The organism is Acidovorax sp. SUPP2825 (assembly GCF_030158995.1).
Lineage (GTDB): Bacteria > Pseudomonadota > Gammaproteobacteria > Burkholderiales > Burkholderiaceae_C > Paracidovorax.
The window spans coordinates 15,092-28,279 of the sequence record NZ_BQXK01000034.1 but is presented as its reverse complement, the minus strand read 5'-3'; the positions used below and the strand labels follow the sequence as shown (position 1 = coordinate 28,279).

Here is a 13,188-nt window from a genome sequence, read left to right as displayed (position 1 = left end):
GGCCATTCAGGCCGCCAGTTCGTGCCACAGGCACCGGAGCTGAGATAAATCAGGGGTTGGCCCATCGCGTTCCAACTGGCTCAAGGCATCAGCACGTTCGTGCGTGTTTTGTGCAGAGCTTCCTTAGGTAAGCGCTCTCGCAATACAAGGGTTTACCCTTATTATTCAAACAATGAATAAAACACTCAGCAGCAATTCCACAAAAAATAATTACCAATAGAAAAAGATGATGAGCAATCACCATTCGTTTGGTCACCCCGAACCTGAACATAGTCCATCAGCGCTCCCAAGAAGTAGGCAGATTCCCTTCTGCGCGCAATCAATGCTTCAAAACCCAAAGTATTTTTTACATGCAGTATCGATAAATATTTGAGATCCTTGATTTACATACCTACAAAGACTTTTTTATCAACAACTAGAGGAAAACTTTTCATAATCCCTCAACAGAAGTAAATTACTGAAGAAGCTGATTTATTCACCTCTTGGCAATTTGATAGAAATAGGAAACTTGCCCAGCCAGATCGACAAAAGCACTTCGGCCAACAATGAGGCAACGTCGCCTCGCCATCTCGGCTTCGGCCGACAGATCGCCCAGATGCGTCTGGCATGCCCGCCAAAGCGTGACCTCCTAGCGTCGGGAATCAGAACGAGCGCTGTCGCCGCAACACCTGACCGGCATGCGCATTGACGGTATGGCCATGTGCACAGGCCAATTGGCCATTGATGAACACTGCATCGATGCCTGCGCTGGGAGCGGTGGGCTGTTCGAACGTGGCACGGTCCGCGATGCACGTCTCATCGAACACCACGATGTCCGCCGCATGGTCCTGGGCGATCAACCCCCGGTCGCGCAGCCCGAAGCGGCGCGCGCTCAACCCGGTCATCTTGTGCACCGCCGTTTCGAGGGAGAACAGGCGCTGGTCGCGCGCGTAATGCCCTAGAACCCGGGGGAATGTTCCCCACAGACGAGGATGCGGCACCGCATCGTGGGCCAGTCCGTCCGAGCCGACCATCGTCAAAGGGTGTCCGAGGATGCGGCGCACATCGTCTTCATGCATGGCAAAGTACACCGCGCCGGCGGGAGACAAAGGCTCCACCAAGGATTCGGGAGAACAGCCCCGTTCACGCGCCAGTGCAAACAGCGATTTCCCAGCCGCCGATGGGTCGCCAACAGACCAAGTCACCAAGACCTCTCGGGACTGCCCGACGCGGCTGGCCAGCAGCATGGTGGACGAAGCGTTGTAGGGATAGCAGTCCATGCAAACGGGCTGCGACAGCGCGGCAGTGTCCACCATGGCCAAGGTGTTCACCGAGCGCCCATGGTTGCGTTGGCCAATCAACTTGTGATGCGACAGCACAGTGCTCACCCCCAGCGCCTGGCCAATGTGCAAGGCTTCGCGCAATGCATCATCAATGGCATCGGCCTCGTCGCGAATATGCATCGTGATCAGGCCCTGCGCCGCCGAAAGCGGGGCGCCCACCGCAATCACCTCTTCTGCCGTGGCGGCCCGGGCGGGAGGGTAGTAGAGCCCGGTGGACAGGCCGAAAGCGCCCGAATCCAATGCGTCAGCCAGATCCCTGGCCATGCGCTCAGCTTCGGGCGCGGTGGCCGGTCGGCGCAGGTCCGGCACGTGGCGCACCCGCAAAGTGGAGTGCCCCACCAGGCATGCCGCGTTCAGCGCCGGCCCCGCGGCCTCCAGTGCATCGAGGTAGTCACCGAACCGGTCATACCGCCAGTCGTCCGCGCCAAGCAGGTCCAGTGGTGCTGGCGGTGTCTCATTGCTCAGAAGCGGCGCCAGGCTGATCCCGCAATTTCCGGTGACCACTGTGGTCACGCCTTGCGTGAGCTTGGGATGGGGACCGGCCGGTGATGTGAGCAACAACCGATCATCATGGGTATGGACGTCGATGAAGCCTGGGCACACGATGCGCCCGACAGCGTCGTGGCGTTGGCGGGCAGGCTGCGCTGAGAGGTCGCCCACGGCGAGAATGCGCCCGCCTGCAATGCCGACGTCGGCCTGCCGACGAGCCGCTCCGCTGCCGTCCACGACGGTGCCTCCGAAAATGAGGAGATCCAACATGGCCTGCCTCACCCCACCTGGGCACCAGAGCGCTTGACGACGTCTGCCCACATCGGTGATTCCTTTCGCGCCCGCTCGATCAGGCGCTCTGGAGGACCAGGCGTCAGTTCGAAGCCGAGGGCCGCGTATTTCTCTTGCACGGGGGGCAGGCGAAGAGCGTCATTGAGGGCCTTGTTGAGCTGGGCGGCAATCGCGCTGGGCGTGCCAGGCGGGGCGACGATGCCACCCCAGCCCACGGTCTCGTAACCCTGCACGCCGGCCTCTGCCACGGTGGGCACCTGCGGCAGTTGCGGACTGCGCGCGGCGCCTGTCACGGCCAGCACGCGCACCCGGCCCGACTGGATGTGCGGAAGAATGGAGCTGAGGTTGTCGAACATCAGGTCCACCACGCCGCCCATCAGGTCAGTGATGGCCTGCGGGCTGCCCTTGTAGGGGATGTGCGTCATCGACACCTGGGTCGATGCCTTGAACAACTCGCCGCTCAGGTGCCCCGTGGTACCGCTGCCGCCCGAAGCCACCGTCAACTCCCCGGGCTTGGCGCGCGCAAGCGCGATGAGGTCCTTCACGCTCTGCACGGGCAGGTCTTTGCGCACCACCAGCGCGTTCTGCACGAAGCCGATCAAACCGATGGAAACCAGAGCGTCAGGGTCGTAAGGAAGCTTGGAATACAGGGCCTTGTTGATGGCCAGGGTGCCCACGTTGGCATAGCCCAGCGTATAGCCGTCTGCAGGGGCACGAAACACGTCGGCCATGCCGATGTTGCCGCTGGCACCGGGCTTGTTGTCCACCACGAAGGGCTGGCCCAGTGCTTTGGGCAACTCGTTCGTCAGGATGCGGCAGACGGCATCCGGAGAACCGCCTGCGGCCGATGGCACGACCAGGCGAATGGGACGATCGGGATACCCTGGCGCCGCCCGGGTCGAATCCGGCAACAGTGCGACGGAGGGGGTGAGAGAGACCGTCTGCAGCCAGCGGCGGCGCGACAGGGATGCGGGGCGGAGCGGAGCGTTCATCGGTGCATTCCTTCAGTTCGTTGGATTCAACCGCATGAATGCTAGAAATCGATCTGGCTTGGCACAAACCATGTTTGCTGGGGATACCATGTCTTTTTCTCATGCACTATTGCGGTGATCTTCGAACCCTTCCCGGTGCATCTTGCTGCCGGCATGTTCATTGCTCATGGTTTCCCTTCATGTACCGTGCTCCATCCACCATGTCCCTGCTGTGCCTGGAGGCCAGCGCGCGCCTCGGCTCGTTCACTGCCGCAGCCCAGGAATTGCACCTCACCCAGGGCGCGGTGAGCCGGCAGATACAGGCCTTGGAATCACGGCTTGACGTGCGTCTGTTCGTTCGGCGGCGCGAATCGCTGATCACCACCGATGCCGGACGTTACTACCTCGAGGAGATCGCGCCATTGCTTCAGCGCCTGGAGCGGGCCACGGTCAATGTGATGGCGTTCAAAGGGCGCGGCGGCGGGTTGGCTTTGTCGGTGGGCGCTTCGATCGGTGCGTATTGGCTCATCCCCCGTCTGCCTGCATTCACCCGGGCGCATGGAGAAATTGCGCTGAGCTTGAGCACACGCGTGGGCCCCGCCGACTTCAAGACTGGCACCATCGATGCTTCCCTGGAATTCGGCGATGGCCAGCGCGCCGGCCTGTGCTGCGACTTCGTGGCGGCACTGGACCTCGCACCCTATGCCGCCCCCGCCTGGGTGGCGCGCCACGGCGCGCAGATCGGGGCAGCAACGCCCGGTTCGGGGCTGCTGCATCACCACACACTGCCGGATGCGTGGGAGCAGTGGTTTCTGGCAGAGCAAATCGACGCTGACCCCGGCCGCGCCGGCCCCCGATTCGAGATCATGTCCATGGCACTGAATGCCGCCGTGGCGGGCCTGGGCGTGGTCTTGCTGCCGGACTACATGGCCGACGACATGGTGCAGGCCACGCGGCTTGTGCGCCTGTCTTCGCGCACATGGCGCAGCCCCAAGGGCTACTATCTGGTTTATCCGGAAGAGTCGGTGCAATCACCGACCCTGCAGACCTTTAGGAGCTGGCTGCTGGATTCAGCGCAGCAGCGTTGATGGGAAGCCCCCAGCCAGCGCGCTCACTCTGCTGCCGCGAATGGGCTCGGCAAGCCCAACCCCTCTGTCACCCCTTCGGACAAGGATCAGGGCATTCCGCAGAAGACGACATGGCCTCGCCCGGACTTCCTACAAGGCGCGACTGACAACCCAAGGAAGCTCTGGACTTCATCAAACGGAGTCTTCAGATGCGAAAAATGATTCTCATGGCTGTCGCTGGCTATCTCTGGAAAAAATACCAGTCTCGCAAGACGACAGGTAGCACAAACACCCCATCACGCGGTTAAGCAGGGCGGTCCATCCTGCCGTAGCTCATGGGTTCCTGCTGGGCTTAGGCTTCAGTTGTGATCGCTCCCAACACCGCTTTCAGATAGGCGGCGGTGCGAGACTCTGCGCAGCGTGCCACCTCCGCCGGAGTCCCGCTCGCCACGATGCGCCCGCCCTGGGCCCCTGCCCCCGGACCGATGTCGATCACCCAATCGCTGGAGGCGACGAAATGCATGTCGTGCTCAACCACTACCACCGTGTTGCCTGACTGCACGAGAACATCCAACTGGGACAGCAGGCGGTCCACATCGGCCGGATGCAAACCGGTGGTCGGCTCGTCCAGCACATACAGCGTGTGCCCGCGTTGCGTGCGCTGCAATTCGGTGGCGAGCTTGATGCGCTGTGCTTCGCCACCCGACAGTTCCGTGGCGGGCTGACCAAGGCGCAGGTAGCCGAGACCGATGTCGCGCAGGACTTGCAAAGACCGGAACACACTGGGTTCGTCCACGAAGGTTTCGCATGCTGCGTCCACGGTAAGTGCCAGCACGTCGGCAATCGACAGTCCGTTCCAGGTAATGGCCAATGTCTGGGGATTATAGCGTGTTCCGTGGCAAGTAAGGCAAGGTGCATAGACACTGGGCAGAAAGAGCAACTCCACGCTGACGAAACCTTCACCCTCGCAGGTGGGGCACCGCCCTTTCGCAACATTGAACGAAAAACGACCTGCGTCGTACCGCTTCTTTCGTGCAGCAGGTGTGGCCGCAAACAACTTTCGAACGGCATCGAAAAGGCCCGTGTATGTGGCCAAATTGGAGCGGGGGGTGCGTCCAATGGGTTTCTGGTCCACCCGCACCAGCCTGCGCACCTGATCGGTTGCACCACCCAGTCGGCCCACGATGGGAATGGCCCCACCCAGCTCAAGAGTAGCGCCCGGATCATCATCGCCGGCAGCCGCATCGGGCGGCCCCTCCGGCATGCCACCGTCCTCCGGCGCCGGCATGGGCTGCCCCAGATGGGCGCTGACCAGTTCCAGAAGCGCTTGGCTGACCAGACTTGACTTGCCTGACCCTGAAACACCGGTTACGGCAGTCAGGCAGCCGATGGGGAAAGCCGCATCCACCCCACGCAAATTGTGGCGATGCACACCCTCCAATGTCAGCCAGGCTTGCGGTGTTCGCTGGACGCGGCGATCACGTGCAACGTCTGCGAACAGATACCGGCGTGTCTGGGATTGCAGCACGCCGGCCAATCCTTGCGGCGGGCCACTGTAAAGCACTTGGCCACCTTGTTCTCCGGCGGCCGGCCCCACATCCACCAGCCAGTCGGCACGGCGCATGGTGGCGATGTCGTGTTCCACCACGAAGATGGAGTTGCCGGCGGCTTTCAGACGCTCCAGCGCCGTGAGCAACGATTCGCTGTCGGCGGGATGCAGGCCGGCAGAAGGCTCGTCCAGCACGTAAACGACCCCGAAGAGTTGCGATGCGAGCTGGGTCGCCAAGCGCAACCGCTGCAACTCGCCAGGCGACAGGGTGGGGGTGGCGCGGTCGAGCGATAGATAGCCCAGTCCGAGGTCCGTCAACGCCCGAACACGGGCCAGTAGCTCCTGCGCAATGCGCTGAGCGGCCAATTGCTTTTCCGCCGACAGGGTGGGCGTACGGCGGATGTCGGGCGCGCTCGCGTGGCCCGACGCTCCTGCCGCTTCGCGCTGTGCGGCCGCACGCATGCGAGCCGCTTTCGACAAGCTGGCGCTCGCACTTTCCGAGGGCCCAATGGACGGCAAACCCTTGGCCACCGGGCCAAGTACATCGGCCAATGCGGACAGGGACAGGTGTGTGAGGTCGCCGATGTCCAGCCCGCAAAAAGTGACGGACAAGGCCTCCGGCTTGAGACGTTTTCCATGGCACACGGGACAGGGCGTGCCCACCATGAACTGGGCCACCTTGCGCTTCATCATGGCGCTCTGGCTGGTGGCGAAAGTCTGCATCACGTAGCGGCGAGCGCCGGTGAAGGTGCCCATGTAGCTGGGCTGCTGCTTGGCGCGTCGCGCCCGGCGTACCTCTTCCATCGTGAAGCCTGCGTACACAGGGACTGTCGGCTGCTCGTCGGTGAAGAGAATCCAGTCTCGCGTCTTGCGCGGCAGATCTCGCCAAGGCACATCAATGTCGTGCCCCAGCGTGGTCAGGATATCGCGCAGGTTCTGCCCTTGCCAGGCGCTGGGCCAAGCCGCCACGGCCCGCTCGCGCAGGGTGAGTGAATCGTCGGGCACCATCGAGGCCTCGGTTACCTCGTAGATGCGGCCCAAGCCGTGGCAGTGCGGACAAGCGCCCTGTGGGGTGTTGGGCGAAAAGTCTTCCGCGTACAGCATGGGCTGCCGGAGTGGGTAGGTTCCAGCGCGGGAGTACAGCATGCGCACCAGGCTGGAAATAGTGGTCACGCTGCCCACGGATGATCGTGCGGTGGGCGTGCCCCGTTGCTGCTGCAGGGCCACAGCGGGCGGCAAACCCTCGATGGCATCGACCTGAGGCACGCCCACCTGATCGATCAAACGACGCGCATAGGGCGCCACCGACTCAAAATACCGGCGCTGCGCCTCCGCATAGATGGTGCCAAAAGCCAGCGAAGACTTACCGGAGCCCGAGACGCCCGTGAACACCACGATGGCATTGCGGGGAATCTCGACATCCACATTCTTCAGGTTGTGCTCCCGTGCGCCGCGCACAAGAACGAATCCATCGTGGTTATTCGCCCGCTTCGATTGGTTTGGCATAGGATGGGTTGTCGTTACCGTTGATTTGCCAGCGAGGTGCTGCACAAAAGGAGAAATGGTCAGCGCTCGCCACGATCGGCAAAATCCACGCATCGTTCACTTTGGCATCTGAACTGCCCATGTCCGACCATACCCTTGATACGTCCTCGCTCGCCTTGATTGACACCTGCTCGGAAGCTGCGCTGACGCTGCTGGAGAGCAATCTCACCCAGCATGGCATTTTGGCGGCAAGCCGCACCGCAGCTGCGGAGGCGCGACGCTACACGCGCATCTTCGGGCGGGATGCGGCCATTTGCGTGATGGCCATGTGCGGCAGCGGGGTGCCGGCCCTCGAACAAGGCGCGGTGGCCAGCCTGGATGCGCTGGCGGCGAAGCAGGCTCCCAACGGGCAGATCCCAAAGTATGTGGACCCGGAAGGCCATGATGCGGACTTCTGGTACCTGGGCTGCATCGACGCCACGTTGTGGTGGTTGATCGCGGTGGACCACGTGCGACGGCACGGCGAGGTTGGGACCGACCACTGGGCCAGCGAAGTCGACCGCGCGCTCGGATGGCTGCTGGCGCAAGAGCACCAGCACTTTCGACTGTTGCAGCAGAACGAGGCAAGCGACTGGGCGGACATCATGCCGCGCTCGGGATATGTGCTCTATACCAATGCACTGTGGTTCGACGTCAAGCGCCGTTTCGCGCTGTGCCATGCGGACGAGACGCAGCACCATTTCAACCATCTCTTCAATCCGTTCCAGCGCGATCTTCACCAGTACCACCGCGCCCGCCTGCTCCAGCACTACGCGCGCCGTGGCCGGCGTGACCGTGGGCTCTACCTGAGCTTCGTGAATCTGGCGGTCGTGGGGGACGAGGGCGATGTGTTCGGCAATTTGCTGGCCATCCAATGCGGCCTGGCCGACGAGGCCATGTCGCACAGCATCACGAACGCGATCGGGGCCGCGCGGGCCAGCGATCCTTATCCGGTGCGGGTGGTGCTGCATCCCCTGTCGGAACAGCACGATCTCTGGCGAGCCTACATGGGACGGCATCGACAGAACCTTGCACACCAATACCACAACGGAGGTATCTGGCCCTTCGTCGGTGCTTTCTGGGTCATGGCACTGACGAAGGTGGGCCTGCAAGCAGAAGGCTGGGCCGAACTGGTCAAGCTGGCGCGCACGAACGAACTCGACAATTGGCGCTTCACCGAGTGGTTCCACGGCCGCACGCTGGCGCCGCTCGGTATGGCCGGGCAGAGTTGGAATGCAGCCACCTTCCTGATGGCCCGGCGTGCGCTGCAGGGTCAAGAGACGGCTTGGTGACAGGGGCTTGCTGAAGGTTGGCCGGGCAGGCATCTTGGTGCCGAGTCCCGCGCGCCACCCATGGCCAGCAGCGGCGCGGAGCTTCCAAGATATATTCCGCAGCAGCACTGCGCCCGAGGCAGTTGCACCGGCCGTCTCGGCCAGCCTGACAGCGCCAGGGGACGCGCGACCATGAGCGCCGCAGTGAACTCTCCATCCCCTCCCTCCCAAGCCAGCGCCCTATCAAGCGATGCAAAGGCCGACACCGACAACACGTCGGTCGGCTACAGCGATGCCGTGCTGGGCATCGCATCCTGGCCAGGCACCACCATGGCCTGGCGTTTTTTGCCTGCCAGTGCCGAGACCACGGGCGCCACATTGGCGGTGAACATCGCCATGCATCCCGAAGGCCTGCTGCCCGCACCCACAGCGGCGGGTGATGCGGCGGCAGCCACAGCCAGCGAAGTCGCAACCCGCTTCGAAGCCATCATGTGGCAGTTGGCACAGCTGGACATGCAACTGACCCTCGCCACCTCGCTGAACCAGCCGGCTGGCGGCACGCCGATCCAAATGCCGGTGGAAATCCCGCCGCTGCGCGCCCATGCCGCAGCGTGCCACGCATTCAGCCAAGCGGCTGCAACGCTGGGCGTGGCCATGGCCGACCCCGTCGCAGCAGCCACGCCGGCCGATGTCTCTGCGCACTACGGTGTGGATTGGCAGGCGATGGGCTTGACCGCTCGAGACCGCACGATTGGCACCCTGGTGCACCTACCACCTGAGGGCCTGTGGATGCCCAGCTATGCCGCTTTCGTGGCCGGTGGCACCGTGGCAGCGCTGGTGGCCGAGGACCTGGACCCTGCTGCCGTGATGACCGCCCCGAACAACATCTCACTGCCGCTGAACCCCGGCATCGAGTTGGCGATTCCGACCACCGACCGGACACAACCCAACGGCGGCCTGCCGCTGTCGGCACTCGCCGCCACGCTGCACCTGACTCCGGCCAGCCTGGTGGCGGCCAACTGCGCCCGCCCCGCTCTGCTGGCGCCGGGTTTTGTCTTCGAAGCCGAAGGCGTGGCGGTGCAAGTTCCGGCCGAAGGCGATCCAGGCGCCGATGCCTGCTTGAACGACATCGCGCACCTCTTTTCAGACAAAGGTGTACCGATTGAAGCGGCCATGATCGCCCTGGCCAACGCAGACAAGCCAGGCATGTTCCGCCCCAGTATCACGCTGGCAGTGGACCGCAGGCTGATCGAAGCCGGCTGGACGCTGGCGGACAACCCCACCGGCATTGCCATGGGCGCGCTGGCCAGACTCAATGTCAGTACGGTGGATCTGCTCCCTGCAGGTTCAGCGCCTTTGCTCAAAACCACGCTGACCACAGGCCTGGATGCAGAGCCGCTCGGCGCCTTGGCCCACGCCCATGCCATCGGACCGGGCGATCTGCTGCGCCACAACGCGGGACTGGCGGCGCGCGACTTTCCTGTGCCCGGCTTGGCGGCATGGCCTGGCACATCCCTTTCGCTGCGCATTCCCTACCGCGTTCGCACTGGTCAAACACTGTCCGCCATTGCTGCGCTGTTTGTGTCCGCCGCCGCGCCCGCCACAGAGCAAACAGACGAACAGGCATTGTGCGAAACCAACCGTTCCATGCCCGCCACGCTGGCGCCAGGCCAGGTCATCACCGTCGCAGGCCAACCACTGACCACCCAGGCCGGCGACAGCTTCGACGCGCTGATCGCGCGCGCCAACCCAGCCGTCACCCTGGACGAATTTGCCACGGCCATCGCCACCGACCCCGAAGCACTGGCCGCTGGCGCGCTGCTACTTTGTCCACCTGCTTTTTTGGCAAGCCCTACCACGCCAAAGGATCTGGCTACCGCTTATGGCCTGACTGCGACAGCACTGCTCAGCGCCAATGCGGCCACGCCGAAGCTGATCGTGCCAGGCCTCGTGCTCAAGCCATCGCAAGTCGCCGATGGGCCTACCATTGAGACCGCGCAAGGCGACAGCATCCATGCCATCATCCGCCGCTTCGCATTGGCCGGGATGGACGTCACCATCGAGGACTTGGTCCGCGCGAATCAGAGCACCGCTTTTCTGGCAGCCCGCGCGCAATTGCTTCTGCCGCCGGTCGATACGGTACTGAACGCCGCCTTCGGCACTGGCGGCTGGCAATTGCCGGCAGCGATTTTTCCTTTGCGTACCTGGGTCACGCTGAAGCGCGACGCTGACCAGGTACTACCGGCGTTGCGTGGCACCACAGAAGCGCCCGGCGCGGCAGTGCAGGACAGCAGCGTGGTGGCGGCGGTGGGCAACGGCATTGGCGATGGCCAAGAAAGCAACGCTGTCGCGCTGGACCAGTTGGCTGTTGCCATCGAGAGCACTGTGATCGGCCTGAAGATGACCACGGAGCATGGCACTGCCCCCGCCGATGTATGGGGTGTCTCTTTCGTCGACCCTGGCGGCATCGCCGAAGTAAAGGTGTCGCCACAGGCCAGCGTGCCTGGCGTCGAAGGGCTCCAGCCTCTGAGCTTCGCGCTGCGCCCTCTGTCAAACACGTTGGAGCACGCGACTGGTGTCGAGATCCGATCCATTGACGAGACCACCGGCGGCTGGGGTGCCTCCACTGTCAACGATTACCAGGGCATTGACCTGGAGGCCTGGGTGCGCATCTGGTTGGCGGGATTGGACCAGCTTTGCACTGACCGCTATGCCGTGCCCGCTGCACAAGTGGCGCCCGAAGCGCTCGCTCGGCTGATGACCGCCAAGAAGGTTCTGGCCCGCGCCGTGGCAAACGGGCTTTCCCCCGTCCTGGTGATCCAGGAGACAAGCATTGGTGCCCTCGATTCGGAGGCATGGCAAGCGGCTCGCGAAGCACTGCAACAGCGCCTGCAGGACCAGTTGCTGAGTGGCTACGACACCGCTGCCATCCTGCAGTTCAATGCCGCTGTGACATCCCCAGCCACCGCGTCCATGGCACGGCTCTGGGGGACTGGGCACGTGGGCAATCCACAGGCTGCAGGCGCACACGACTCCGTCTCCGACGATCCAGGCGCGTGGAAAATCTGCCAGTTGGGAAATGCCGCGACCGCCCTGGCCAACACCCGCAAAGGCACTGTCTCCTTCCCGCTGGATGTTGACCAGCCCGCCTTCCACCGAGCGGTGGCACTGCAACCAGACTATGCCATCCATGACATGGAGATCGCCGGCGAGCTTTCGGACAACGACAGTGGCACGCCAAAGCGACTGAGCTTCTTGCGCGACTTCGAACGGTTCCCACCCGCGGCCTTCAGCGCGCCGCTGGGCACGACGGTCATACCGGTGCCGCTGCGCGCCTGCCCCAACCCGCCGCTCGCGGTCTCGCATCAGGCCGAAGGGCCGACCGACCCAGCCACGCTGGCAGAGGCTCTGCACTGGTCTTATGTGTTCATCCATGCCCATGACAACGCAGCACAAGACCAAGCCCTCATCGAGATTGAATTCAACGGTCAGCCGCCCGTTGCCACCGACCTCGGGAACCGGGGTGACAACGCGCTGTTCCAGGCCCTGGCGCAGTACACGGCCGTGCAGGAACCCCTTTGGGCCATCCTTGGGCAACTGCAAGTGCCCAGCGTTTCGCCGAAGGACCCGGTGCTCGTGACAGCACTCCATACCTACGCCGACCTGGCCGAACGTGTGGGCGCACTCTGGTCGGATTGGTGGCCCAGCCATGATTCGCAGGACTCGCCCCCTGCCACGCACCGCATGGACGGACATCGGGCGCCACACCTTTCCGGCAGCGCCGAAAGTGCCGCGCATGGCGTCTCCATGCCAGGCTCGACCGATGCGAGTGTGCCGCATGAGCGCTATCAATACCTGGCAACGCTGCACGCCACCACAGCCGCTGGCGACGGGACCAATCAACCTGCCTACTGCAAACTGACGCTGCAGCGGCTGCAAGCCGATGGACCCGCAGCATGGCCAGAGATCACCATCCTCTGCGCAGACGGCGCGAACGTCCCGCTGATCGGAGTAGAGCCGGTGGGCCAGAGTCGTGACTACAACTTTCCTGCGGGTGAAGGCGTGCCCAATGTGCCGGCTTTTACCCCTGTGTCGTGCCAATGGACGCTTTCCGGTCTGCACGTGGCTCGCTATCAACGGGCCAACGCGACCGTGGCCGTCATACGCAATGCGCAATTGCTGGGCACCGACGGTGCCCTGACCTGCCCGGCCTTTGTCTACCGAACCCCGCAGAGGGGGTTTTCAGAACCGCTGATCCCACTCATCCGCATCGATACCCCGCTGCCCATCGGCATCTGGACCAACGACGTGGCCACCAACCCACTGACGTCACTGTTCAACGCGTTGTTCGACAGCAATGAAACGGGTCGCGAGATCATGGTCCGCACCACCTATGGCTACCGTGTCGCAAGCTCCCCGCCGGCCATTGAAACCCTGACTCCGGTGATGTTCCTCTCACTCTCTGAATTCAATGCGACCAGCACGGTGCAGAGCATCATCGGCGCGTTCGAAGCCTGGAGAACCAATACGGGCACCCCAACCTATGGGGGGTTTCTGAGCTTCGAGATCAGCTTGTACGCCCATGCTGGTCTGGTGCACCGTCAGCCCTTGGTGGTACTGCAGCAAATTGTTTCAGCGCTTGCATGAAGGACGGACGGCGAGGCAAAGTCATCCACGTCAGGCGCACACGCGAATTTTTGATCG

6 protein-coding genes are annotated in these 13,188 nt (G+C 63.3%); 3 read left to right on the top strand and 3 right to left on the bottom strand.

All coding sequences use genetic code 11. The features are described from left to right. Window positions 1-641: 641 nt before the first annotated feature. Both AVAK2825_RS23955 and AVAK2825_RS23950 read right to left on the bottom strand, forming a co-directional pair. Window positions 642-2,081 carry an N-acyl-D-amino-acid deacylase family protein gene (locus AVAK2825_RS23955; protein ID WP_284402993.1) on the bottom strand — a complete coding sequence of 480 codons (1,440 nt, stop codon included), beginning with the start codon at window positions 2,079-2,081 and terminating at the stop codon, window positions 642-644. A gap of 8 nt (window positions 2,082-2,089) precedes the next feature. Then, entirely contained in the window at window positions 2,090-3,094 is a 1,005-nt protein-coding gene (locus AVAK2825_RS23950) for a Bug family tripartite tricarboxylate transporter substrate binding protein (RefSeq protein WP_284402992.1), read from the bottom strand. 200 nt (window positions 3,095-3,294) lie between these two features. Here AVAK2825_RS23950 and AVAK2825_RS23945 point away from each other — a divergent pair, with 200 nt between their 5' ends. Beyond that, window positions 3,295-4,161, top strand: a complete 867-nt coding sequence (locus AVAK2825_RS23945; RefSeq protein WP_284402991.1) for a LysR substrate-binding domain-containing protein — start codon at window positions 3,295-3,297, stop codon at window positions 4,159-4,161. A 331-nt stretch (window positions 4,162-4,492) separates the two neighbouring features. On the opposite strand, the gene AVAK2825_RS23940 is transcribed toward AVAK2825_RS23945, so the two are convergent. Beyond that, entirely contained in the window at window positions 4,493-7,195 is a 2,703-nt protein-coding gene (locus AVAK2825_RS23940) for an excinuclease ABC subunit UvrA (RefSeq protein WP_284402990.1), read from the bottom strand. Between the two features lie 119 nt (window positions 7,196-7,314). On the opposite strand from AVAK2825_RS23940, the gene AVAK2825_RS23935 reads away from it, so the two are divergent. Together AVAK2825_RS23935 and AVAK2825_RS23930 are read left to right on the top strand one after the other, a co-directional pair. Further along, window positions 7,315-8,505 carry an amylo-alpha-1,6-glucosidase gene (locus AVAK2825_RS23935; RefSeq protein ID WP_284402989.1) on the top strand — a complete coding sequence of 397 codons (1,191 nt, stop codon included), beginning with the start codon at window positions 7,315-7,317 and terminating at the stop codon, window positions 8,503-8,505. Window positions 8,506-8,676: 171 nt separating this feature from the next. Beyond that, entirely contained in the window at window positions 8,677-13,131 is a 4,455-nt protein-coding gene (locus AVAK2825_RS23930) for a LysM peptidoglycan-binding domain-containing protein (RefSeq protein ID WP_284402988.1), read from the top strand. Window positions 13,132-13,188 lie beyond the last annotated feature (57 nt).